A 24,595-nucleotide genomic window follows, 5' to 3' on the forward strand; every position below is an offset into this window, starting at 1 on the left:
TCGGTTGGTTATGAATGACGCAACTGTTAATCATCAAAAAATAGCTATAAAAATTTTTTGCAGCCGTCTCGTGGGAAAAACCGGGAATTTGCCGAGCGCCAGTCTGCATGGGCTGGAAGCAGTTATCCACTATTCCTGTGGATAACCATGTGCATTAGAGTTAGAAAACACGCGATAAGCGAGAGAAGACGCGGCTTACGCCCAAATTGGCGCGAAACGCGGCTTTAGAAAATATCGTTTATTATTTAATTGCTTAGATAAAAGCAATTCCCGTCATGAAAGTGTCACCCGTTGCCACAAAACTATCATTACCTGGCTTGACAAATGTTAAAAAAGAAAAAGTTCTGGGGATAACCTGACCTGACTGGTGTTTTATATTGTCACAGCCCAAATTTTGGCCGCTATCGCGCTAATCATTCAGGCGCTACTCTAAATATCCTGACATGCTACTGGTTTTTCATCCAGTGTTTTTTACTGGCATTCCTGGCAACAAGGAGTAAAATTACTCACCTGCCGCTTTTAACGTCATCAGGTTGTCGCCCATGAGTAAACCGTTCAAATTGAATTCTGCTTTCCGTCCATCTGGCGATCAGCCTGAGGCGATCCGTCGTCTGGAGGAGGGGCTGGAAGACGGGCTGGCGCACCAGACGCTGCTGGGGGTAACCGGCTCGGGTAAAACGTTCACCATTGCCAACGTGATTGCGGATCTCCAGCGCCCAACGATGGTGCTGGCACCCAATAAAACCCTGGCCGCGCAGCTTTACGGTGAGATGAAAGAGTTCTTCCCGGAAAATGCGGTGGAGTATTTCGTCTCCTACTACGATTACTACCAGCCTGAAGCCTACGTGCCGAGCTCTGACACCTTCATTGAGAAGGATGCCTCGGTGAACGAACACATCGAGCAGATGCGTCTGTCGGCCACTAAGGCGCTTCTGGAGCGTCGCGACGTGGTCGTCGTCGCATCGGTTTCCGCGATCTACGGTCTGGGCGATCCGGATCTCTATCTCAAGATGATGCTGCACCTGACGCAGGGGATGATCATCGATCAGCGCGCCATCGTCCGTCGTCTGGCGGAGCTGCAGTATGCCCGTAACGATCAGGCGTTCCAGCGCGGCACCTTCCGCGTACGCGGCGAGGTGATCGACATCTTCCCGGCGGAATCAGACGATATGGCGCTGCGCGTCGAGCTGTTTGACGAAGAGGTTGAACGCCTGTCGCTCTTCGACCCGCTGACCGGACACGTTGAGTCGGTGATCCAGCGCTTCACCATCTACCCGAAAACGCACTACGTGACGCCGCGCGAGCGTATCGTGCAGGCGATGGAAGAGATCAAAGTGGAGCTGGCCGAGCGCCGTAAGGTGCTTCTGGCGAACAATAAGCTGCTGGAAGAGCAGCGCCTGAGCCAGCGCACCCAGTTCGACCTTGAGATGATGAACGAGCTGGGCTACTGCTCCGGCATTGAAAACTACTCGCGCTTCCTCTCCGGGCGCGGGCCTGGCGAGCCACCGCCGACGCTGTTTGATTACCTTCCGGCAGACGGTTTGCTGGTGATCGACGAATCCCACGTTACAATCCCGCAGATCGGCGGGATGTACCGCGGTGACCGCGCGCGCAAAGAGACGCTGGTGGAGTACGGATTCCGCCTGCCGTCAGCGCTGGATAACCGTCCGATGAAGTTTGAAGAGTTTGAGGCGCTGGCGCCGCAAACCATTTACGTCTCGGCCACGCCGGGCAACTACGAGCTGGAGAAATCCGGTGAAGACGTTGTCGATCAGGTAGTGCGTCCAACGGGTCTGCTCGATCCCATTATTGAAGTTCGTCCGGTGGCCACGCAGGTGGACGATCTGCTCTCGGAAATTCGGGTCCGTTCCGCCATCAACGAGCGCGTGCTGGTGACCACGCTCACCAAGCGTATGGCGGAAGACCTCACCGAATATCTCGAAGAGCACGGCGAGAAGGTGCGCTATCTGCACTCGGATATTGACACCGTGGAGCGCATGGAGATTATCCGCGACCTGCGTCTGGGCGAGTTTGACGTGCTGGTGGGGATCAACCTGCTGCGAGAAGGTCTGGATATGCCGGAGGTCTCGCTGGTGGCGATTCTGGATGCGGATAAAGAGGGCTTCCTGCGTTCTGAACGCTCCCTGATCCAGACCATCGGCCGTGCGGCGCGTAACGTCAACGGTAAAGCGATTCTGTACGGCGACAAAATCACCCCGTCGATGGCGAAAGCGATCGGTGAAACGGAGCGCCGCCGCGAGAAACAGCAGCGCTACAACGAAGAGCACGGCATCACGCCGCAGGGGCTGAACAAGAAGGTGGTGGATATTCTGGCGCTGGGTCAGAACATTGCCAAAACCAAAGCGAAAGGTCGCGGCAAGGCGCGTTCAGTGGTGGAAGAAGATACCGTCGTGCTGACGCCGAAAGCGCTGCAGCAGAAAATCCACGAGCTGGAAGGGCAGATGATGCAGCACGCGCAGAACCTGGAGTTCGAAGAGGCGGCGCAGATCCGCGACCAGCTTCATCAGCTGCGGGATCTTTTCATCGCGGCATCGTGAGTGGGTTTTGCCCGGTGGCGCTGCGCTTACCGGGCCTACGGGGTTAGCGTCTTTTGTAGCCCCGGTAAGCGCAGCGCCACCGGGGGGGTTGCTAGCCCAGCGCCTGAATCGCCTTCTCCAGGGCCTCGCGCAGCAGATGACGGTCGTGGCGATACTTGATATCGCTGGCCTCCAGCGGCTCCTGCACCACCAGACGATCGCCAATCCCTGACACATCCACTTTTGGGCCCACGACTACGCCGTCAATGATTTTCTTGCCGACGTAATGCTCCATCAAATTGAGTTTGTCTGACAGCGACAGGCTCGCCGCCGCCGGGCTCAGTTCACGTCCCAGGTTACCGATGTACACCATCGGGGCTGGGGTACGGCGCAGCGCCTGCGCCAGCTCTTTCACCAGCAGAATGGGTATCAGGCTGGTATAAAAACTGCCCGGACCGATCAGGATAAGATCCGCTTCCCCGATGGCCTCTACCGCTTCCCTCGTGGCGGGCACGCTCGGATAGGTCATCAACTCCATTGGCGGCAGGAGGAGCTGGTCAATATTCACCTCGCCGTAAACTTCATGCCCTTCAGCGTCGATTGCCATCAAGTCAACCGGTTGTTCAGACATGGGGATCAGGAATGCGTCCACTTTGAGCAGATTACGGATTAAGTTGATGGCTTCCAGAGGCCGTACGCTCAGGTGATCAAGCGCCTTTAACATCAGATTTCCGAGGTTATGCCCGGAAAGTTCGCCATTACCCCCAAAACGGTACTCAAACATCGCCGACGCGACGCTTGGCTCGGTAATTAACTGGTTCAGGCAGTTGCGCATATCTCCCCAGGCAATGCCGCCTTCGGCACGACGAATGCGCCCGGTTGAGCCGCCGTTATCGGTGGTGGTCACTATCCCTGTCAGCCTTGAGCCGAGTGAGGACAAAGAGGACATAACCCGGCCTAAGCCGTGCCCGCCGCCAAGAGCGACCACTCGGTCAAGATCCGCAAAAGTGCGATTGCGCATACGTATTCCTTATCACGTTCGATCGCGTAACAGTAACCTAACTACCCCTAAAAGACGATGCCTCACCCGATGCAAAATGACGTATATCAATGTGAAAATGCGGTTTTTAGGTATTCTGTAGCGAAAATGCAGGATTGATACGCTATATAGATAATTATATAGCGTAAAGCGATAATGGCGCCGTCAGAATTTCCGCGCTACTATCGTCCTAACCACGTTTTCAAAATTGAAAACATACACTCTAGCCCTTGTGCCTGTGTCGAAAGATATGGCGCTCTGGCCGTGGCGAATTTGCCACCAGGGTACAGAAAGAAATGACTGTGCCTCCCGATCTGGAAAGGTGTACATGGCTTCACAACTTACTGATGCTTTCGCGCGTAAGTTTTATTACTTACGTCTGTCGATTACCGATGTGTGCAACTTCCGTTGCACCTACTGCCTGCCCGATGGCTACAAACCGGGCAGCGTCACCAATAACGGCTTTCTCTCCGTGGATGAAGTGCGCCGCGTCACGCGCGCCTTCTCTGAGCTCGGCACCGAAAAAGTGCGTCTGACCGGCGGTGAACCCTCTCTGCGCCGTGATTTTCCCGACATCATCGCCGCCGTGCGTGAAAACGAACGTATCCGCCAGATTGCGGTGACCACCAACGGTTACCGCATGGCGCGTGACGTGGCGAACTGGCGCGATGCGGGGCTGACGGCGATCAACGTCAGCGTCGATAGCCTGGACGCCCGTCAGTTCCATGCCATTACCGGCCAGGATAAATTCCAGCAGGTCATGGACGGTATCGACGCGGCATTTGCGGCCGGGTTCGAGAAGGTCAAAGTCAACACGGTACTGATGCGTGATGTGAACCATCATCAGCTCGATACCTTCCTGGCGTGGATCAAATCCCGCCCTATACAGCTGCGTTTTATCGAGCTGATGGAAACGGGTGAGGGGAGCGAGCTGTTCCGTCGCCATCACATCTCCGGCATGGTGCTGCGCGACGCGCTGCTGAAACGCGGCTGGATCCACCAGATCCGCCAGCGCAGCGACGGCCCGGCGCAGGTCTTCTGCCACCCGGATTACGAAGGTGAGATAGGGCTTATCATGCCCTATGAGAAGGACTTCTGCGCCAGCTGCAACCGCCTGCGCGTCTCCTCCGTTGGCAAGCTCCATCTTTGCCTGTTCGGCGACGGCGGCGTAGACCTTCGCGATCTGCTGGAAGACGATGCGCAGCAGGACGCGCTTGAAGCACGCATTTCTGAAGCGCTGACGCATAAAAAACAGACCCACTTCCTGCATCAGGGCAATACCGGCATTACTCAGAACCTGTCTTACATCGGCGGGTAATCAGGCTTAAGAAGGAATTAGAAGATGAGTCAGGTAAGCGCAGAATTTATCCCGACACGCATTGCCATTCTTACCGTTTCCGACCGCCGTGGCGAAGAGGATGATACCTCCGGCCACTGGCTGCGCGAGGCGGCCCATGACGCGGGGCATAGCATCGTCGATAAAGCGATCGTGAAGGAGAACCGCTACGCCATTCGCGCTCAGGTTTCGCAGTGGATTGCCAGCGATGAGGTGCAGGTGGTGCTGATCACCGGCGGCACCGGCTTTACCGCAGGCGATCAGGCCCCCGAAGCGCTGATCCCGCTGTTCGACCGCGAGGTGGAAGGCTTCGGCGAAGTGTTCCGCATGCTCTCCTTTGAAGAGATTGGTACCTCTACGCTCCAGTCGCGCGCCGTTGCCGGGGTGGCTAACAAAACCCTGATTTTCGCCATGCCGGGTTCGACCAAAGCCTGCCGCACCGCGTGGGAAAACATCATCGCCCCGCAGCTCGATGCCCGTACCCGTCCGTGTAATTTCCATCCCCATTTAAAGAAATAAGCTATGTCACAACTGACCCACATTAACGCCGCCGGCGAAGCGCATATGGTGGATGTTTCCGCCAAAGCTGAAACGGTACGCGAGGCGCGCGCGGAAGCGTTCGTCACCATGCTGCCGGAAACGCTGGCGATGATTATCGACGGCAGCCACCATAAGGGCGACGTCTTTGCCACCGCGCGCATCGCGGGTATTCAGGCCGCCAAGCGCACCTGGGATCTCATTCCGCTGTGCCATCCGCTGATGCTGAGCAAGGTGGAAGTGAACCTGCAGGCGCAGCCGGAGCAGAGCCGCGTGCGCATTGAGTCACTGTGCCGCTTAACCGGCAAAACCGGCGTGGAGATGGAGGCGTTGACGGCGGCCTCCGTGGCGGCGCTGACCATCTACGATATGTGTAAAGCGGTGCAGAAAGATATGGTGATTGGCCCGGTGCGCCTGCTGGCAAAAAGCGGCGGCAAATCCGGTGATTTTAAGGTGGACAGCCATGATTAAGGTGCTCTTTTTTGCGCAGGTGCGCGAGCTGGTGAATACCGACAGCCTGACGCTGGATGCGTCCTTCGAAAACGTCGCTGCCCTGCGCGCGCATCTGGCGGCACAAAGCGACCGCTGGGCGCTGGCGCTGGACGAAGGCAAGCTGCTGGCCGCCGTTAACCAGACGCTGGTGGAGTTCACCCATCCGCTGAAGGAAGGCGATGAAGTGGCCTTCTTCCCACCGGTGACGGGGGGCTAAGATGGCTGAAACACGAATTCTGGTGAGCCCCGAGCGTTTTAACGTGGGAACCGAATACAGCTGGCTGGCGGAACGCGATGAAGACGGCGCGGTCGTCACCTTCACCGGCAAAGTGCGCAACCACAACCTGGGTGACAGCGTGAAGGCGCTGACGCTGGAGCACTATCCGGGGATGACCGAGAAGTCGCTGGCGGAGATTGTCGACGAGGCGCGGAGCCGCTGGCCGCTTGGCCGCGTCACGGTGATTCACCGCATCGGCGAGATGTGGCCCGGCGAGGAAATTGTCTTTGTCGGGGTGACCAGCGCACACCGCGGCAGCGCGTTTGCGGCAGGGGAGTTCATTATGGATTACCTCAAAACCAAAGCGCCGTTCTGGAAGCGCGAAGCCACGCCGGAAGGTGACCGCTGGGTAGAATCGCGTGACAGCGATAAACAAGCCGCCAGCCGTTGGTAGTCGGTTTACGTGGATGTGTTAATCTTAACGTGTGTGTCTACTTAAACTTAATCAGGAGTGAATCATGGACCGATTTCCGCGTTCCGATTCAATAGTACAGCAGACCCGTAGCGGCCTGCAGACGTATATGGCTCAGGTGTACGGCTGGATGACGGTTGGCCTGCTGCTTACCGCGTTTATCGCGTGGTATGCGGCGAACACGCCGGAGCTGATGATGTTTATCTTCTCCAGCAAGATCACCTTCTTTGGGCTGATTATCGCGCAGCTGGCGCTGGTGTTTGTGCTTTCTGGCCTGGTGCAAAAGCTGAGTGCCGGAATGGCGACCACGCTGTTTATGCTCTATTCGGCGCTGACCGGGCTGACGCTTTCCAGTATTTTCATCGTCTACACCTACTCTTCCATCGCCAGCACCTTCGTGGTGACCGGCGGGATGTTCGGCGTGATGAGCCTGTACGGTTACACCACCAAACGTGACCTGAGCGGCTTCGGCAACATGCTGTTTATGGGGCTGATTGGGATTGTGCTGGCATCGCTGGTGAACCTGTGGCTGAAGAGCGACGCGCTGATGTGGGCTGTGACCTATATCGGGGTGGTGATCTTCGTTGGATTGACGGCGTATGACACCCAGAAGCTGAAAAACATCGGCGAGCAGATCGACGTACGCGACAGTTCAAACCTGCGCAAATACTCAATTCTGGGCGCGCTGACGCTGTATCTGGACTTCATCAACCTGTTCCTGATGCTGCTGCGGATTTTCGGCAACCGTCGCTAGGATTGTTTTGCCGGGTGGCGGCTTCGCCTTACCCGGCCTACGAAACGCGAACCGTAGGTCGGGTAAGGCAAAGCCGCCACCCGACTTGTTCACTTCGCTAACATCCTCTCATTCTTCGCCCGCAGCTTCTTCGCCCGGCTCTCCAGCGCCAGATAACAGACCGTTGCCAGCGCCAGCGGCAGGAAGTAATACAGCATGCGGTACGCCAGCAGGGCGGCGATAATCGTTCCCTGAGTGACATGCTCCCCGGCCAGAAGGGCAATAAATACCGCTTCCAGCACGCCGATCCCCGCCGGAATATGCACAATCACGCCCGCAATACTGCTCACCAGCAGCACGCCCAGCACGAAGAAGTAATTCACGTCCTCGCCAATCAGCAGCCAGATAATGGCCCCCATCGCCATCCAGTTGGCGCTGGAGACCACCATTTGCAGTACCGCGAACTTCCATGAGGGCAATACCAGCTTTTGCCCCTTGATGGTCATATGGCGGCGTTTAGCAAAGGCGCAGGCCCACAGATAAACGGCGATGATCAGCAGCAGCACGATGCCCAGAATGCGCAGCGTGGCCTCGTCGATATACCAGTGCGCGGGCAGCTGCACCACGCCGATGGTGAAGATCGCCCCGCCGAGCAGAATATAGCCCAGCCAGTTGGTGGTGATGCTTAACGAGAAAATACGCGTGATGGTCCCGCCCGGCAGGCCAAGGCGCGAATAAAGGCGGTAGCGCATGCCAATGCCGCCGACCCAGGTGCTCAGCGTCAGGTTAAAGGCGTAGCAGATAAACGACACCAGCATCACCTGGCGCTTGGCCAGCTTGTGGCCGCAGTAGGCGCGGCCCAGCAGGTCATAACAGCCGTACATCAGGTAGCTCACGATAACCAGCCCCACGGCGCCCAGCAGCACCATCCGGTTGTAGTTGCGGATGACTTTCCACACCTCTTCCCAGTCGACTTTTTGCGCGTACACCACCAGCAGTACCGCGACGGCGATAAAGAACAGCCAGGTGAGGATTTTCTTTGCCAGCTTCCAGCGAGGATGCGATTTCGACATCAGGTTTTCCCTCCGTCTTCCGCTTCAATGCGGTCCTGAGTTTCCATTTCGGGTTGAACCGGCGGGTCCACCTGCGCCAGCTTTGGCGTATGCGCGGGCAGCCAGCCGACCATCGCCGGGAAGTGTCGCAGGAAGTGGAACACCACCACGCTGATGCCCAGGTTCCACCAGGTACGTTTAGGAACCATGGATTCGTCCACGCGCACGCTGTCGTTAACGATCAACGCCTGCAGGTTATCCCGCAGGGTCTGGTTAAACTGGCGATCGTGAATGATCAGGTTGGCTTCAAGGTTGAGCGATAAGCTCAGCGGATCGAGGTTACTGGAGCCCACGGTGGCCCAGTGATCGTCCATCAGCGCCACTTTGCCGTGCAGCGGTCGGCGGCGATATTCGTAGATCTGTACGCCGCCCTTCACCAGGTAGTTATACAGCAGCCGCGCGCCGACTTTGACGATTGGCATATCCGGCTCGCCCTGCACAATCAGCTTCACGCGTACCCCGCGTCGCGCCGCATTGCGCATGGCGTGCAGCAGACGATAGCCCGGGAAAAAGTAGGCGTTAGCAATAATCACTTCGCGCTTCGCGTTGGCGAGCATCTTGAGATAATGACGTTCAATGTCGTCCCGGTGTTCGCCGTTATCCCGCCAGACGAAAAGGGCCTGCGCTTCGCCGGGCTTCCGGTTCTCTTCAGGGCGATGGCGACGTCTCCACCAGCGGCGAACGGCCTCTTTACCCGGCAGGTTCTCCAGCTCAAACAGTAAAATGTCCTGCACCACCGGGCCTTCAATGCGAATGGCGTAGTCCTGCTTGGCTTCCGGGCCGTAGTCGGACATATGCTCAGCGGAGTAGTTAATGCCGCCGACAAACGCCACCGTCTCGTCCACCACCACAATTTTGCGGTGCATCCGCCGGAAAAGGTTGGTACGCATGCCGAACAGGCGAGGGCCGGGATCGTAGTAGCGGAACACCACGCCCGCGGAGGTCAACTCATTCACAAACGCATCGCTGAGATCCGGCGAGCCATAGCCATCAAGCAGCACTTCAATTTTGACGCCGCGCTGTGCGGCTCGCAGCAGCACGCTGTGCAACTGCTTGCCGACGTTATCTTCGAACCAGATAAAGGTCTCGAGGATCACCTTCTGCTGCGCGTTATCAATCGCCTTGAACACGGCCGGGTAGTACTCGTCTCCGTTGACCAGCAGCGTGATTCGGTTGCCTTCCTGCCAGGAACATTTCATAGGTGGATCTCCGCGCTGAGCGGGGCGTGGTCGGAAAGATGTCGCCAGTTGAGGAGCGCCAGGGCGGTCGGGCTGCTGGCGTGGGCGTTTTTCACGTAGATACGGTCAAGCCGAAGCAGCGGGAAACGGACCGGGAAGGTGCGCGCAGGCCTGCCGTTGGCGCGAGTAAAAATCTCTTCCAGCCCGGCATCTACCTTCAACGGATGGTTTGCCCGCTGTCGCCAGTCGTTGAAATCGCCCGCCACGACCACCGGTTCACCTTCGGGAAGCGCGTTGGCCCATTCGGCCAGCATTTTCAGCTGCGCCTGACGATGGGCTTCGCGAAGGCCCAGATGAACACAGCCGACATGGACTGGTCGCTCGAGGTCGGGCGGGGTAATGCGGCAGTAAAGCAGGCCGCGTTTTTCGCTCTCCCCGACGGAAACGTCGCGGTTTTCGTAATGTTCAATGGGGTAACGGGACAGCACCGCGTTGCCGTGATGCCCTTCCGGGTAGACCGCGTTGCGGCCGTAGGCGTAATCACTCCACATGGTATCGGCCAGAAATTCATAGTGCGGCGTGTCGGGCCAGTTCTCAAAGTGGAGCGGATGCACTTCGTGTGCGCCCATCACTTCCTGCAGGCAGACAATATCCGCGCTGACGGTGCGTACCGCGTCGCGCAGCTCCGGTAAAATGAAGCGGCGATTAAATGCTGTGAAGCCCTTATGAATGTTTATCGTCAGCACCTTAAGCGAGAAATGCTGCATTTTTTGAGTCATAAGCTCCTTCCTGAGTGACTATCCCAATGAAAATAAAGTGTAGTCGGCGTCACAAAAAGATGCGGCGTTACGGAATTTTCCGTAAAGTGCGGTAGTCTGATTAAGCAGAGAAAAATCCTTCAGGAGAGAAGCCATGAAGTGGCAACAACGTGTTCGTGTCGCAACTGGCCTGAGTTGCTGGCAGATAATGTTGCATTTACTGGTCGTGGCCGTACTGGTGATGGGCTGGATGAGCGGCACGCTGGTGCGTGTTGGCCTGGGGCTATGCGTCCTTTATGGCGTCACCGTGCTGTCGATGCTGTTCTTACAGCGCCACCATGAAGCGCGCTGGCGCGAGGTGGGTGATGTGCTCGAAGAGCTCACCACCACCTGGTATTTTGGTGCGGCGATGATTGTGCTGTGGCTGCTGTCGCGCGTGCTGCAAAACAACCTGCTGCTGGCTCTGGCGGGTCTGGCTATCCTCGCAGGGCCTGCGGTCGTCTCGCTGCTGACCAAAGAGAAAAAGCTACGCGATGTTGCGTCTAAACATCGCGTACGCCACTGAGCCCGTCGTGGCCGCGATGACCAGTAGCGGCCACAAACTTCCCCAGACAATATCCAGACTCGCATCCTTCAGATAGATTTGCTTGGTGATATCCGTAAAATGCCGAATCGGATTTACCCACGTCAGATCCTGTAGCCATACCGGCATATTCTCGACGGGCGAAACATAACCCGAGAGCAAAATCGCGGGCATCATAAAGACGAATACCCCGATAAACGCCTGCTGCTGCGTCGAGCAGAGCGCCGAGATGAGCAGTCCAAACCCCACCAGCGACAGCCCGTAAATTACCATTGTGAAGTAAAACAGCGCCAGCGAACCGGCAAACGGGATTTGGTAGGCCCAAATGCCTACCCCCAACACGATGGTGGCCTGGAACGTCGCGACAATCAGCGCCGGGACCGCTTTGCCGACAAAGATTTGCCAGGTGGCGAGCGGGGAGACCAGCAGCTGGTCCAGCGTGCCCTGTTCGCGCTCGCGGGCGACGGACAGGGAGGTGACGATCATCACCCCGATGGTGGTGATCATGGCGATCAGCGACGGCACCACGAACCACTTGTAGTCCAGATTCGGGTTGTACCAGTTGCGCACCACCAGCTCGCTGTTGTTGGGCTTCGGTTTGCCGTCCATCAGCTCCTGCTGGTAATCCTTCACCACCTGCTGCAGATAGTTCGCTGCGATCTGGGCGCTGTTGGAGTTACGTCCGTCGAGAATCAGCTGCATCGGCGCGGTCTGGAAGGTATCCAGATTGCGGGAGAAATCCGCCGGGAACCGCACCAGCAGCAGCGCTTTTTGCGTGTCGATAGTGGGCTGGATCGCCTGCGGGCTTTTCAGCAGCAGGATGTGCGTAAAGGCTTTGGCACGGGCAAAGCGCTGCGTCAGCTCGACGGAATGTTTGCCGTTGTCTTCGTTGTAAATGGCGATGGTGGCGTTGGTCACCTCAAGGGTGGCGGCGAACGGGAACAGTAAAACCTGGATCAGCACCGGCAAGACCAGAATGGCGCGGGTTTGCGGCTCGCGCAGCAGGGATTGCAGCTCTTTGCGTATTAACGTCCATAATCGGTGAAACATCGCATCGTCCTCCAGTCGGGTGGCGCTTGCGCTTACCCGACCTACAAATCGTAGGCCCGGTAAGCGTAGCGCCACCGGGCGAAATATTTGCACGGCGTTAATCTAACCGCCGTTTGGTTTTCATCCACGTCAACCCGATAAACATTACCGCCGACGCCATCAAAAACAGGGTGTTGATAATCAGCACCACCGGAATATTCCCCGCCAGAAACAGGCTTTGCAGCGTGCTCACGAAGTATCGCGCCGGGATGATGTAGGTCACGGCGCGGATCACCGCAGGCATACTGTCTATCTGGAAGATAAACCCGGAGAGCATAATCGACGGTAAAAAGGCGGCGTTGAGGGCCACCTGCGCGGCGTTAAACTGGTTGCGGGTGATGGTGGAGATGAGCAGCCCCATCCCCAGCGTGCTGAGTAAAAACAGGCTGGTGATAAAAAACAGCACCACCAGCGAGCCGCGATACGGCACGCCGAGAATAAAGACCGAGACGAGCATACAGAGCAGCATCGCCAACATGCCGAGGAAATAGTAGGGGATGAGCTTACACAGCAGCAGCTCGACCCGCGTCACTTCGGTAGAAAGCAGCGCCTCCATGGTGCCGCGCTCCCACTCGCGGGCGATCACCAGCGAGGTCAGAATCGCGCCGATGACCGTCATGATGATCGTCACCGCGCCCGGAATGATAAAGTGCTGGCTGATGGCGGCGGGGTTAAACCAGTAGCGCGTCTGCACGTCGATGAGCGGTTCAAACGTCTCGCCCCGGTCTTCCGCCCGCTGCATCTGCCAGAGCTGCCAGATCCCCTCCGCGTAGCCCTGCACGAAGTTGGCGGTGTTCGGCTCGCTGCCGTCGGTAATCACCTGGATCGGCGCATCGGTATTTGCCCGCGCCATATTGGCGGCAAAATCCACCGGAATGACGATCAGACCGCGAATTTTCCCGGCCTGCATTTTCTGGATCAACTCCTGCCTGTTATCGCTGATGGTGGCGTCAATGTAGGGCGATCCGGTCATGGCGTGAGTAAAGTCCAGCGCATCTTCACTCTGCTGCTCCAGCAAAATCCCGACCCGCAGCTTGCTGGAGTCCAGGTTAATGCCGTAGCCAAAGATAAACAGCAGCAGCAGGGGGATCACTACCGCAATCAGCCAACTGCTGGGGTCACGCACGATCTGCCGCGTCTCTTTAACGCACAGCGCGCGCACCCTGCGCCAGGAAATGGCATTACTGCGCATGGGCATTCTCCTTATCCCAGTCGTGGATGAGGGTGATAAACGCCTGCTCCATGGTTGGGTCCGGGACCTCATCATCGGCGGCCTGGTTTTTCAGGTCGTCCGGGGTGCCGTGGGCAATCAGCTTGCCGCGATACACCAGCCCGATGCGGTCGCAGTACTCCGCCTCGTCCATGAAGTGGGTGGTCACCATCACGGTCACGCCTTTTTCCACCATACTGTTGATGTGCAGCCAGAACTCGCGGCGGGTAATGGGGTCAACGCCTGAAGTCGGCTCATCAAGAAACAGAATATCCGGCTCGTGCATCAGCGAGCAGGCCAGCGCCAGCCGCTGCTTAAAGCCGAGCGGCAGCTCGTCGGTGGCGTGGGAGGCAATGTTGGTTAAGGCGAAGGCGTCACTCATGCGCCGGATTTTCTCGTTCTGCGCCCGCCCGCGCAGGCCGTACACGCCGGAGAAAAAGCGCAGATTCTGCTCGACCGTCAGGTTGCCGTACAGGGAAAACTTCTGCGCCATATAGCCGAGATGCTGGCGCGCCTTGCCGGAGCTGACCTTCAGATCCATATCCAGCACCAGCGCCTTGCCGGACGTCGGCACCAGCAGGCCGCACATCATCTTAAAGGTGGTCGATTTTCCCGCGCCGTTCGGCCCGAGCAGGCCAAAAATCTCCCCGCGTTTAACCGCAAAGTTGACGTTATCGGTGGCGGCGAAATCCCCGAACTTTTTGGTGAGGGATTTGGCTTCAATCACCGTTTCGCCCGGCGTGCCTTCCACCGTATGCAGAATGGCGGCAAGCGGCGACTCTGACGTACCCGCGCCGCCCAGCAGGTCGATAAACGCGTCCTCAAAGCGCGGTGCGGTCTCTTCTATCTCGATCTCAGGCATTCCCTGCGCCTGGCGAACGTCGTCGGCGGTGGCCTCTTTTTTGAGAATAATGCGCACCGAGCGGCCCTGGATCATCCCGTCGCTGACCTGCGGCAGCCTGAGCACCCGCTGCAGCAGCCTGCGGTTGGACTCCTGCGGGCTATGCAGCAGGAAGCTGCGTCCGGCCATGCTCTGCGTCAGCGTCGTCGGCTCGCCCTGATAAAGCAGTTCGCCTTCGTTCATCAGCAGCACGTCCCGACACTGTTCCGCTTCGTCGAGGTAGGAGGTGCTCCAGAGGATCAGCATCCCGTCGCCCGCCAGCTCGTGCACCATCTGCCACAGTTCACGGCGGGAAATCGGGTCTACGCCGACGCCGGGCTCGTCCAGCAGCAGCACTTTCGGCTCGCCGACCAGCGTGCAGGCCAACCCCAGCTTCTGCTTCATCCCGCCGGAGAGCTTGCCCGCCAGCCGGTCGGTGAACGGGCCGAGGGAGGTAAACTCCAGCAGGCGCGCGAAGGTTTTCTGTCGGGTTTCGCCGGTGACGCTGCGCAGGTCGGCGTACAGGTTCAGGTTTTCCATCACCGTCAGGTCTTCGTACAGGCCAAACTTCTGCGGCATATAGCCGAGCATGGCGTGGAGCGCGCCGTCGTCCTTGATCGGGTCAAGACCGAGCACGCTGGCGCTTCCTTCATCCGACTTGAGCAACCCCGCCAGCATCCGCATCAGCGTGGTTTTCCCCGCGCCGTCCGGGCCGACCAGCCCGGTCACGTAGCCTTTCTGGATGGTGCAGTTCAGCGGCGCGACGGCCGGTTTGTCCATTCCCGCGAAGCGTTTAACCAGATTGTTGAGCTGAATAACCGCGTCATTCATGTCGTTCCCCGTTGTCTACTTTTACGGTGACGGGCATGCCCTGACGCAGCGCGTCGTCCGCATCGGTGACAATGATGCGCAGGCGATACACCAGGTCGGTACGCAGGTCCGGTGTTTCAACGGTTTTCGGCGTGAATTCGGCGGTAGGGGAGACAAAGCCCACTTTACCGTGATACGGCTTGTCCGGGCGGCCGTCGGTATAGAGCAGCAGCTCGCGGCCCGGCTGCATCTGTCCGAGGTTCGGCTCGTCAATGTAGGCGCGCACCCACACCGGGCGGGTCAGGGAGAGCGTTAACACGGTGCTGCCCGCGCTGAGCATGCTGCCCGGCTCCACGGCGCGGGTCATCAGCGTGCCGTCAGACGGGGCGATTAAGGTGGTGTCGCGCAAATCCAGCTCCGCCTGAGCCAGCTGCGCCTGCGCCTGTTCAAGGCTGGCTTTCGCCTGGGCGATATCCTGCGCGCGGTTACCGGTGCGGTACTGGCTTAACTTATCCTGGGCGGATTTCAGCGTCGCCTGCGCCTGGTCGCGGGACGAGCGCGCATTCTCCAGGTCGTTGGCGGAAATAGTGCGGCTTTTCCACAGCCCCTGCTGGCGCGCGTAGAAGTTCTGCGCGTAGTCATAGGCGGCTTGCGCCTGCTTAACGGCGGCGGCGGCCTGGGCGATCTCTTCGTCGCGATAGCCCGCCAGCATCAGGTCATATTGCGCCTGGGCGACGGATACGCCCGCTTTAGCCTGCATCAGCGCGTTCTCATAGGGCGCTTTATCCAGCATCCCCAGCGTCTGCCCGGTTTTAATGGCGTCGCCTTCGTCCACGCTCAGCGAGGCGAGACGTCCGCCGACGCGGAAGCTCATGTTCACCGTGCGAATATCCACGTTGCCGTACAGCGTCAGGCCTTTATCCTGATGGCTTTGATACCACAGCCATCCACCGACTCCGGCGGCAAGCAAAACAACAACCACCAGAATGATGGCGACAGGTTTTTTCATGACTTCAGGCTCCTTTGCGTTAAGCCTTGCAGGATCAGATCGAGATGACAGGCGATGACCTGGCCAATCTGCGCGGCTTTATCCTCATCAAATTGTGTCCAGCCGGTGCGTAACAGGATGGTTTCCCTGCCCAGACGGAAGGCAAGGATTTCACCCAGCAGGGCGTGGGTATGCAAAATTGTCTCAGTATCACCGGCGTCCCGCCCGGTATAGGCGGCGATCAGCCGGGTAAGATGGGTATGCATCGGGGCAATCACCCGATCGTGTACCCGCTGGTAGGCGACTGTCGGGGAGAGCTGCTCGCGGGAGATAAACTTGCTCAGGTTGAGCGTATCGTCGTGCGTCAGCAGGCGGATCATGTTGTGGCAAGCGTTGAGAATAAGCTGGCGAACGGCGGCGCGATCGGGCGACGGCTGGCCGAGCAGCGCGGTGGCTTCCTCAACGTGCGGGTGAAACTGCGTGCCGATAAAATCGGCGATCCACTCGGCGCAGGCGAGGTATAAATCCTCTTTTGAGCCAAAATAGTAGGTAATCGCCGCAATGTTCTGCCCGGCCAGCGCGGCAATATCGCGCGTGGTTGCATGCAGCCCGTACTCACCAAACTGCGCCAGCGCGGCGGCGATAAGCTGATTTTTGGCCTGTTCACCTTTGGTTGTTGTGGGTGTCGTATTCATGGCGGCATTAAAAATTAATCAATCGATTGATTAAGATTATGCCTGATTCACGCTAACGTCGAGGGAACGCTGAGGGATATTTTATGCGCCACGTCACAAAAGCTGCTACACTCCGCTCCTTCGCGACATTGTGGTTTTTGTCCTCCCCTATTCGTTATATCTCCCTGAAAACTACACCTGTGATGGTCGGGGCGGTTCGGAGTTTTTATGTCTTTTGATTCCCTTGGCCTGAACCCGGAAATTCTGCGCGCGATCGCAGAGCAGGGCTACGTTGAGCCAACCCCAATCCAGCAGCAGGCGATCCCCGCTGTTCTGCAGGGTCGTGACCTGATGGCGAGCGCCCAGACCGGCACCGGTAAAACCGCGGGCTTTACGCTGCCGCTGTTAGAGCTGCTGGTAAAAAACCAGCCGCACGCCAAAGGCCGTCGTCCGGTTCGTGCCCTGATCCTGACCCCAACCCGCGAGCTGGCAGCCCAGATTGGCGAGAACGTGCGTGACTATAGCCGCTATCTCAACATTCGCTCGCTGGTGGTTTTCGGTGGCGTTAGCATCAACCCGCAGATGATGAAGCTGCGCGGCGGCGTGGACGTGCTGATAGCAACGCCGGGCCGTCTGCTGGATCTGGAGCACCAGAACGCGGTGAAGCTCGATAGCATTGAAATTCTGGTGCTGGACGAAGCCGACCGCATGCTCGACATGGGCTTCATCCACGATATTCGTCGCGTGCTGGCCAAGCTGCCTGCGCGTCGTCAGAACCTGCTCTTCTCCGCGACCTTCTCCGACGAGATCAAGGCGCTGGCGGAAAAGCTGCTGCATAACCCGCTGGAAGTGGAGGTGGCGCGTCGCAACACCGCCTCTGAGCAGGTGACGCAGCACGTTCACTTTGTTGATAAAAAGCGCAAGCGGGAACTGCTCTCCCAGATGATCGGTCAGGGTAACTGGCAGCAGGTGCTGGTCTTTACCCGCACCAAGCACGGTGCCAACCACCTGGCGGAACAGCTGAATAAAGACGGTATCCGCAGCGCGGCGATCCACGGTAACAAGAGCCAGGGCGCGCGTACCCGTGCGCTGGCGGACTTCAAATCCGGCGACATCCGCGTGCTGGTGGCGACCGACATCGCCGCCCGTGGCCTCGACATTGAAGAGCTGCCGCACGTGGTGAACTACGAGCTGCCAAACGTGCCGGAAGATTACGTTCACCGCATCGGACGTACCGGCCGCGCGGCGGCAACCGGTGAAGCGCTTTCTCTGGTCTGCGTAGATGAACACAAGCTGCTGCGCGATATCGAACGCCTTCTGAAGAAAGAGATCCCGCGCATCGAAACCCCGGGCTACGAAGTTGACCCGTCGATTAAAGCCGAGCCGATTCAGAACGGTCGTCAGGGTGGCGGTGGACGTGGCCAGGGCGGCGGCGGTCGTGGTCAGCAGCCGCGTCGTGCTGAGGGTGGTGCGCCAAAATCATCCGGCAAACCGCCGCGTCGTAACAACGACAGCAAACCGGCGGGTGAAAACCCGTGGCGCAGCGGCGAAGGGAAACCAGCAGGAGAAGGGCAGCGTCGACGCCGCCCGCGCAAGCCTGCTAACCCGCAGTAATCTGGAAGCCCGGTCGTAAAGCCGGGCTTTTCTTTTTGCGGCAGCGAAGAGAAAGTGCCACAATAGTGGCTGTTTATACAGTATTTCAGGTTTTCCAATGGCTTTAACCGCTGCGCTCAAGGCGCAAATTGGCGCATGGTATAAGGCGCTACAACAGCAGATCCCCGATTTTATCCCCCGAGCGCCGCAGCGGCAGATGATTGCTGACGTGGCAAAAACGCTCGCCGGGGACGACGGGCGACATCTGGCGATTGAAGCCCCGACCGGCGTCGGGAAAACCTTGTCGTACCTCATTCCCGGCATCGCGATCGCGAGGGAAGAGGACAAAACGCTGGTGGTCAGCACCGCCAACGTGGCGCTGCAGGATCAGATCTTCAGCAAGGATTTACCCCTGTTGCGCAAAATCATCCCCGACCTGCGGTTTACGGCAGCCTTTGGGCGCGGGCGTTACGTGTGCCCGCGTAACCTGGCGGCGCTGGCCAGCAGCGAGCCGAATCAACAGGACTTGCTCGCGTTTCTGGATGACGAGCTGACGCCAAACAATAAGGCCGAGCAGGAGCAGTGTGCAAAGCTCAAAGCCGAGCTCGACGGCTATAAGTGGGACGGCCTGCGGGATCACACCAGCCAGGCCATCAGCGACGACCTGTGGCGCAGGCTCAGCACCGATAAAGCCAGCTGCCTGAACCGCAACTGTCACTACTACCGCGAGTGCCCGTTCTTTGTCGCCCGGCGTGAGATCCAGGAGGCGGAAGTGGTAGTGGCAAACCACGCGCTGGTGATGGCCGCGCTCGAGAGCGAAGCGGTGCTGCCGGAACCTAAAAACCTGCTGCTGGTGCTTGATGAAGGCCATCATCTGCCGGACGTGGCGCGGGACGCGCTGGAGATGAGCGCCGAAATCACGGCGCCCTGGTTCCGCCTGCAGCTGGATCTCTTCTGCAAGCTGGTGGCGACCTGCATGGAGCAGTTCCGCCCGAAAACCACGCCGCCGCTGGCGGTGCCCGAGCGGCTGAGCGACCACTGCGAAGAGGTCTACGGCCTGATCTCATCGCTCAACAACATCCTGAATCTTTATCTTCCGGCAGCCCAGGAGGCTGAACACCGCTTTGCGATGGGAGAGCTACCGGAAGAGGTGATGGAGATCTGCCAGCAGCTGGCGAAGCATCTGGAAAAGCTGCGCGGCCTGGCGGAGATGTTCTTAAACGATCTGAGCGAGAAAACCGGCTCGCATGACGTGGTGCGTCTGCACCGCATTCTGCTGCAGATGAACCGCTCGCTGGGGATGTTTGAAGCGCAGAGCAAGCTCTGGCGGCTGGCCTCGATGGCGCAGGCGTCCGGCGCGCCGGTCACCAAATGGGCCACCCGCGACGTGCGGGACGGGCAGGTTCACCTCTTTTTCCACTGCGTCGGCATCCGCGTGGCCGATCAGCTGGAAAAGCTGATCTGGCGCAGCGTGCCGCACGTGGTTGTCACCTCCGCCACGCTGCGTTCCCTGAACAGTTTTTCTCGTTTGCAGGAGATGAGCGGACTGAAAGAGAAAGCGGGCGACCGTTTCGTGGCGCTGGACTCGCCGTTTAACCACTGCGAACAGGGCAAGCTGGTTATTCCGCGCATGAAATTCGAGCCGCTCATCGACAACGAGGAGCAGCACATTGCGGAAATGGCGGCCTACTTCCGCGAACAGGTCGAGAGTAAAAAGTACCCCGGCATGCTGGTGCTGTTTGCCAGCGGGCGCGCGATGCAGCGCTTCCTGGAGCACGTCACCGACCTGCGTTTACTCCTGCTGGTGCAGGGCGATCAGCCGCGCTATCGGCTGGTTGAAACCCACCGCAAGCGCATCGATAACGGCGAGCGCAGCGTGCTGGTAGGGCTACAGTCCTTTGCTGAAGGTCTGGATTTGAAAGGGGACTACCTGACGCAGGTTCACATCCATAAAATCGCCTTCCCGCCTATCGACAGCCCGGTGGTGATCACCGAAGGCGAATGGCTGAAAAGCCTCAACCGCTTTCCGTTTGAGGTGCAGAGTTTACCCGCGGCGTCGTTTAACCTGATTCAGCAGGTCGGGCGTCTGATTCGTAGCCACGGCTGCTGGGGAGAGGTGGTAATTTATGACAAGCGTTTACTCACTAAAAACTACGGTCAGCGGCTGCTGAACGCGCTGCCCGTTTTCCCGATTGAACAACCGGATGTACCGGAAGTAAAAAAACGCCCGGCAAAATCCTCTGCCGGGCGTACAAAAAGCATCCGTGCTAAGAGGCGCGGTCCTACTGGTAAATAAACGTAACCTGAACAACGCTGCTGAATGTGCCGGCGGTAACGGGCAGGGCGGTGGCGTAATAGCGGGCAGAAAGCGGGAAATCAGCGGTATGATCGTCCTGATTCACCAGAACGCTGAAGCTTGCCTGCGGGGCGATGAGCATCTTATCCGGGCGATCGGCCAGCTCCAGCGCCAGCCCACCGGCCGTACCGGTGTTAGCGAATTTATTCGGGTGCGCGCCGTCGGCCTGGCCAATAAATGTCGCCGTCGCAAGCGTGGTGGTTGACGGGCATTTTGACAGCGTCAAATCAAACGCTTTCCACTCGCCGGTATCCCCCACGTCCTTAAAATTACCCGCCACAGCCTGACCCAGATTGACCGTCAGGTTCTGGCTGGCGCTATCGACCGTGCAGGTATTGGCGTAAATGTTGCCGGTCATCTCTATCTGAATATCCTCCGCATAAGCGTTGGCCAGCAGGCCGAGGGTCAGGAAAATCAAATATCTCTTCATTGTGAGCCTACTTATACGCAACGGTAATGGTCGCGACGGTATTGGCCGGTCCGGGGGTGACGGTATCGCTTATCTGCTCGTAGCGTACCTTGAAGGGAATGTTTAGCGTTTCGTTGGCGTTTGCGGGGCTTGAGGTGGTGAAGTATTCATCAAAAGCCGGAATCTTGTTATCGGAGACGATAGATACCCCCACCCCTGTTGCCACGCCGCTTTCCGGGGTCAGCTTAATGACCCCTTCGTAGCCGGGGACATAGCCGTTCGCGCTGCTGATCTTCAGCTCCGGCTGAACCGTCGTATTACAGTTCAGGCTAACGTTAAAGTCCTTTTCGTCGGTGAGCAGGCCGGTTGAGAAAAACTGGCTCACGGGAAAATCGCCCAGCACCACGGTCAGGCTTTTTGGCGAGACGGAGCAGGTCACCTGCTGGACATTGATGTTCCCTGCGTAGGAGACAGAGTTTGGATCGCCGATGCCATCGTGGTGATAAACACCAATCCCAAAACGGGTCTGACTTTGATTCAGCGTGCCTGACGTCACCGTATCGCTGGTTTTGACCAGCTCAAGCGTAACGTCAAAGTTAAAAGAGAGATTGCCGTCACTGGAGACATAACCGACCGGTGTTCCCGTTGAGATGCAGTTTACGCCTCCCGCTCCGCTGATGCGTTGGCCCCGATCGTTCATCAATGCAACACCAATTCCGGGTACGCCAGAATCGTAGACGCCTTTCAGACCCGGGATTTCCGCGCCAGTGCCGTAATAGCATGAGACAATTTCCAGTCCGCTTTCTACCGCCTGATCGCAATGACCGGCGACATGGGTGCTCTGTTCGGTGCCGGGAATGGTCTCGCCAACCGCCAGCGTCGTCGGGACGGAGATGGATGCCACATTGATCATTTTGGGCAGATCCGGCGTGGTGCATGTCGCTTTCGCATGCGGCATAAATAACGCGGCGGTTCCCAGAACCAGTAAGAAGAAGCACTGTTTAATCATTTGCATAATATTTGCCTGATGGATGCATCAATGACACTGCGCCGCAGCGTTGATAATGCTGGTTTTCTCTTTCTCATCCGTTAGCGCATAGTCAGCGACGCAGTGCTCGCTCACATCTTCTCCCCAGGAGACGGCGAGATGCCCTTGCTGTGGCAGACCCGAGAGGTACGTCTGTCCGTCGTTACCGACAATAAACTCGCTGTCCTTATCCTCCGTGGTTACCGTTGCGCCGAAGGGCAGCGGTTTGCCGTTGTGGGTGAGCGTCATCAGCACGCGATTGCCCACGCGGGTAGTAAAGCTCGCACGCACCACGGCGCCGCGCGTTGGGGTCACCACCTGTGCCGCGTGCGTCACGTCGGCGTCGTCCGGCAGCGTTTCCGTATCCAGCGCGATGGTGTTATGGCGATACGCGGTAACAAACGGCACGACGGTATAGCCGCGGAAATCGGTCTCCACGCCCGTCTGGTTAGTGATATGCGTCCCGTGCGTGCCGGGTGCTTTCACCAGCGCGATGGTCTCACCGAGCGGCTGGCTCAGGGTGATCCCGTTCGCGTGGGCAACCACGCCGCCCTGCAAACCAACGTTAACGGTCTGCTGGTACTTATCCTGACTGACACCTGCGCTCACTTCGCCATAGGTCGCTTTGTAATCGGCGTTCATGCTGGTCGAGCTACCGCTGCCGGTACTGCTCAAACCTTCCTGAATATTCCAGTTCAGGTTGTCTTCCTTCAGCGCCGTGCCGTTCAGGCCGATATTCTGCGTGGTACCGTCTTTGGTATTGTTCAGGTTGTAGGTGGCCCAGGTGTTATGCATCCAGTGGTCCAGCGGAACGGAGACGCTCAGCGAGAACTGGTTGTCGTTCGTCACCTCATCGCCGTTTTCATCGCTGTCGTTGGTGTTCTTGTTCATGCTGTAGCTCAGGCTGTAGCTCACCCCGTGCCAGCTGTTGTTGTAGCTGACGCTCATGGAGGTCATGTCCTGGTTCTGGCTCCAGTAAGTCTCTTTCACCATGCTCAGGGTGACAGATCCCCAGCCTTCAGGCAGCGTCTGGTCGACGGTGGCCTCGGTGCGGGCGCGGCGCTGCTGAGGGGCAGACCAGTCGTCAGAGCGGGTGTAAGACTCCATGGTGTCTTCCAGGGTGTAAAATCCTTTGCTGTTGTAGCGATAGCCCGCGAGCGAGAAGTTGGTGCCTGAACCGGCAAAATCTTTGCTGTAGCGCATGCGCCACGATTGTCCCTTGCTGGACTGCTGCTTTTTTAGCAGGGCTTTTGCGCGGGTGACGTCGATGGAGAAGGCCCCTAAATCGCCCATGTTTTTCCCGGCGCCGAGCGCCTGGGACTGATAGTGGCTGCTCTGCTGTACGCCGCCGTAAGCGGTGAAACCATAGGGCAGGCCGTAAATCGCGCTGCCCTGAGCAAACGGCGTCTTCTCGACGTCTTTGTCGTAAGAACGGTACCGCCCGGCGGTCACGCTGTAGCGCAGGTTTTTTTCACGCTGCAGTACCGGCACGGAGGCATACGGCACCACGAAATGGCTTTCGCTGCCGTCGGTCTCTTTCACGGTGACCTGCAGATCGCCGCTGCTGCCGGTGGGGTAGAGATCGTTAATTTCAAACGCGCCGGGGGCAACCGTGTTCTGATAAATGACGTAGCCGTTCTGACGAACCATCACCAGCGCATTGCTGTGTGCGGTGCCGCGAATGATCGGCGCATAGCCTTTCTCGCTGTCCGGCAGCATGTCGCTGTCGGATTTAAGCTCCACGCCGGTGTAGGGCACGCTGTCAAAAACATCAGAAGGTGAGGAGCTTTGCCCAACGGTGAGATCGCTCTTCATTGCCACGATATCGCGCTGGGCATAGGTATAAACGGAGGAGAATTTTTGCTGCTCTTCCTTGCCCTGGGTGCTGCGATTCCACGTGGAGTAGTTGCGTACGCGCCAGGCACCGACGTTAAAACCGGGACGCAGGTTAACGTACTGGCTGCTGTTGTCCTGCTCGCCCGGCTGACGCGCATGGCTCTGGCTGGCGGTTGCGCTGTAGTTGAGAATGCCTGCGGTGATCCCCTCGTCGAATTCTTTCGGGTCGATATAGCCGCGTGGAACCTGGCCCAGGGCCAGCTGTGGAATACTGAGCAGCAGCTGCTGGTTGCGAACGTGAAACGACGCGGAGGCTGCCGGGATGGCGGTTAAATCAGCGCACTGGCCTTTTACCATCAGCGCCGGATATTTTCGGGTTTTGATACCCAGGCTTTTTAAGTCGCTCAGGCTAAAGCAGGGCTGAAGCGCACTGTTGCCGTGTGAATCTTTTCGTAATGAGAACGTGACGTCGCGGGTATCAATTTTGTTGTTATTAATAAAAATGGCGACCTGATATTTACCCGGTGCTTGTCCCGGCCCTTTTTCATAAACTGACAGATCGGTCTTACCCTGTTGCGGATTATCAATATCCAGCAGCGCCGGGTTAAAATAATCATCAGCCAAAACCTGCTGCGCAAAGATCGCCAGTGCCAGGCCACAGAGAATGACCAGCAGTGATGAAATTCGGCAGGTGAACGGCTTTTTATGGCTGTACATGATTATTATAAT

At 58.1% G+C, this 24,595-nt stretch carries 22 protein-coding genes and 1 riboswitch; of the genes, 10 read left to right on the top strand and 12 right to left on the bottom strand.

Annotated elements, in window-relative coordinates; all coding sequences use genetic code 11:
• Window positions 1-542: 542 nt before the first annotated feature.
• Window positions 543-2,558 carry an excinuclease ABC subunit UvrB gene (uvrB, locus tag L370_RS08560; RefSeq protein WP_023334970.1) on the top strand — a complete coding sequence of 672 codons (2,016 nt, stop codon included), beginning with the start codon at window positions 543-545 and terminating at the stop codon, window positions 2,556-2,558.
• A gap of 91 nt (window positions 2,559-2,649) precedes the next feature.
• Here the strand turns inward: uvrB and yvcK are convergent, their stop codons facing one another.
• On the bottom strand, window positions 2,650-3,558 hold the full coding sequence (gene yvcK / locus L370_RS08555; protein ID WP_023334971.1) for a uridine diphosphate-N-acetylglucosamine-binding protein YvcK: 909 nt from the start codon (window positions 3,556-3,558) through the stop codon (window positions 2,650-2,652).
• Window positions 3,559-3,783: 225 nt separating this feature from the next.
• Window positions 3,784-3,917, top strand: a riboswitch (molybdenum cofactor riboswitch).
• Between yvcK and moaA the strand changes: the two genes are divergently transcribed.
• The 6 genes from moaA to L370_RS08525 all read left to right on the top strand — a co-directional run bounded on the left by moaA (window position 3,905) and on the right by L370_RS08525 (window position 7,384).
• Entirely contained in the window at window positions 3,905-4,894 is a 990-nt protein-coding gene (moaA, locus tag L370_RS08550) for a GTP 3',8-cyclase MoaA (protein WP_023334972.1), read from the top strand. It overlaps the preceding riboswitch by 13 nt.
• A gap of 24 nt (window positions 4,895-4,918) precedes the next feature.
• Window positions 4,919-5,431: a molybdenum cofactor biosynthesis protein B gene (gene moaB, locus L370_RS08545; protein ID WP_023334973.1), complete on the top strand. Its 513-nt coding sequence runs from the start codon at window positions 4,919-4,921 to the stop codon at window positions 5,429-5,431.
• A 3-nt stretch (window positions 5,432-5,434) separates the two neighbouring features.
• Complete coding sequence (gene moaC / locus L370_RS08540; protein ID WP_023292962.1) at window positions 5,435-5,920, top strand: cyclic pyranopterin monophosphate synthase MoaC; 486 nt, start codon at window positions 5,435-5,437, stop codon at window positions 5,918-5,920.
• Window positions 5,913-6,158, top strand: coding sequence for a molybdopterin synthase sulfur carrier subunit (moaD, locus tag L370_RS08535; protein WP_023334974.1), 246 nt, complete (start codon window positions 5,913-5,915; stop codon window positions 6,156-6,158). The genes moaC and moaD overlap by 8 nt, the downstream gene beginning before the upstream one ends.
• A 1-nt stretch (window position 6,159) precedes the next feature.
• Window positions 6,160-6,612, top strand: a complete 453-nt coding sequence (moaE, locus tag L370_RS08530) for a molybdopterin synthase catalytic subunit MoaE (RefSeq protein WP_023334975.1) — start codon at window positions 6,160-6,162, stop codon at window positions 6,610-6,612.
• Between the two features lie 64 nt (window positions 6,613-6,676).
• Complete coding sequence (locus tag L370_RS08525; RefSeq protein WP_023334976.1) at window positions 6,677-7,384, top strand: Bax inhibitor-1/YccA family protein; 708 nt, start codon at window positions 6,677-6,679, stop codon at window positions 7,382-7,384.
• A gap of 89 nt (window positions 7,385-7,473) precedes the next feature.
• Here L370_RS08525 and L370_RS08520 read toward each other — a convergent pair whose 3' ends face one another.
• From L370_RS08520 to L370_RS08510, 3 genes are read right to left on the bottom strand one after another with little or no spacing between them, the layout of a single operon-like run.
• On the bottom strand, window positions 7,474-8,436 hold the full coding sequence (locus L370_RS08520) for a lysylphosphatidylglycerol synthase domain-containing protein (protein ID WP_023334977.1): 963 nt from the start codon (window positions 8,434-8,436) through the stop codon (window positions 7,474-7,476).
• Window positions 8,436-9,674, bottom strand: a complete 1,239-nt coding sequence (gene clsB / locus L370_RS08515) for a cardiolipin synthase ClsB (protein WP_023334978.1) — start codon at window positions 9,672-9,674, stop codon at window positions 8,436-8,438. Before clsB ends, L370_RS08520 begins: the two co-directional genes overlap by 1 nt.
• On the bottom strand, window positions 9,671-10,432 hold the full coding sequence (locus L370_RS08510) for an endonuclease/exonuclease/phosphatase family protein (RefSeq protein ID WP_023334979.1): 762 nt from the start codon (window positions 10,430-10,432) through the stop codon (window positions 9,671-9,673). Before L370_RS08510 ends, clsB begins: the two co-directional genes overlap by 4 nt.
• A 133-nt stretch (window positions 10,433-10,565) precedes the next feature.
• Here L370_RS08510 and L370_RS08505 point away from each other — a divergent pair, with 133 nt between their 5' ends.
• A complete protein-coding gene (locus L370_RS08505) occupies window positions 10,566-10,976 on the top strand; it encodes a YbhQ family protein (RefSeq protein ID WP_023334980.1) in 411 nt (136 codons plus the stop codon).
• Here L370_RS08505 and L370_RS08500 read toward each other — a convergent pair.
• The 5 genes from L370_RS08500 to cecR form a co-directional block, all read right to left on the bottom strand.
• Entirely contained in the window at window positions 10,938-12,044 is a 1,107-nt protein-coding gene (locus L370_RS08500) for an ABC transporter permease (RefSeq protein ID WP_023334981.1), read from the bottom strand. The two genes, L370_RS08505 and L370_RS08500, sit on opposite strands and share 39 nt — an antisense overlap.
• A gap of 97 nt (window positions 12,045-12,141) precedes the next feature.
• Window positions 12,142-13,275, bottom strand: a complete 1,134-nt coding sequence (locus L370_RS08495; RefSeq protein WP_023334982.1) for an ABC transporter permease — start codon at window positions 13,273-13,275, stop codon at window positions 12,142-12,144.
• Window positions 13,265-15,004: an ATP-binding cassette domain-containing protein gene (locus L370_RS08490; protein WP_023334983.1), complete on the bottom strand. Its 1,740-nt coding sequence runs from the start codon at window positions 15,002-15,004 to the stop codon at window positions 13,265-13,267. Before L370_RS08490 ends, L370_RS08495 begins: the two co-directional genes overlap by 11 nt.
• On the bottom strand, window positions 14,997-15,992 hold the full coding sequence (gene hlyD / locus L370_RS08485; RefSeq protein ID WP_023334984.1) for a secretion protein HlyD: 996 nt from the start codon (window positions 15,990-15,992) through the stop codon (window positions 14,997-14,999). Before hlyD ends, L370_RS08490 begins: the two co-directional genes overlap by 8 nt.
• On the bottom strand, window positions 15,989-16,666 hold the full coding sequence (gene cecR / locus L370_RS08480) for a transcriptional regulator CecR (RefSeq protein WP_023334985.1): 678 nt from the start codon (window positions 16,664-16,666) through the stop codon (window positions 15,989-15,991). The genes hlyD and cecR overlap by 4 nt, the downstream gene beginning before the upstream one ends.
• A gap of 207 nt (window positions 16,667-16,873) precedes the next feature.
• Between cecR and rhlE the strand changes: the two genes are divergently transcribed.
• Entirely contained in the window at window positions 16,874-18,259 is a 1,386-nt protein-coding gene (gene rhlE / locus L370_RS08475) for an ATP-dependent RNA helicase RhlE (RefSeq protein WP_023334986.1), read from the top strand.
• 97 nt (window positions 18,260-18,356) lie between these two features.
• Window positions 18,357-20,534 (top strand): ATP-dependent DNA helicase DinG, encoded by a 2,178-nt coding sequence (dinG, locus tag L370_RS08470; RefSeq protein WP_023334987.1) that lies wholly within the window; start codon window positions 18,357-18,359, stop codon window positions 20,532-20,534.
• On the opposite strand, the gene L370_RS08465 is transcribed toward dinG, so the two are convergent.
• The 3 genes from L370_RS08465 to L370_RS08455 are packed head-to-tail and all read right to left on the bottom strand — an operon-like array spanning window position 20,521 to window position 24,583.
• A complete protein-coding gene (locus tag L370_RS08465; RefSeq protein ID WP_023334988.1) occupies window positions 20,521-21,024 on the bottom strand; it encodes a fimbrial protein in 504 nt (167 codons plus the stop codon). The genes dinG and L370_RS08465 overlap by 14 nt on opposite strands.
• Before the next feature lie 7 nt (window positions 21,025-21,031).
• Entirely contained in the window at window positions 21,032-22,018 is a 987-nt protein-coding gene (locus L370_RS08460) for a fimbrial protein (RefSeq protein WP_023334989.1), read from the bottom strand.
• 21 nt (window positions 22,019-22,039) lie between these two features.
• On the bottom strand, window positions 22,040-24,583 hold the full coding sequence (locus L370_RS08455) for a fimbria/pilus outer membrane usher protein (RefSeq protein WP_023334990.1): 2,544 nt from the start codon (window positions 24,581-24,583) through the stop codon (window positions 22,040-22,042).
• Window positions 24,584-24,595 lie beyond the last annotated feature (12 nt).

It is taken from the genome of Enterobacter sp. MGH 24, assembly GCF_000493015.1.
In the GTDB taxonomy this organism is placed as follows: domain Bacteria; phylum Pseudomonadota; class Gammaproteobacteria; order Enterobacterales; family Enterobacteriaceae; genus Enterobacter.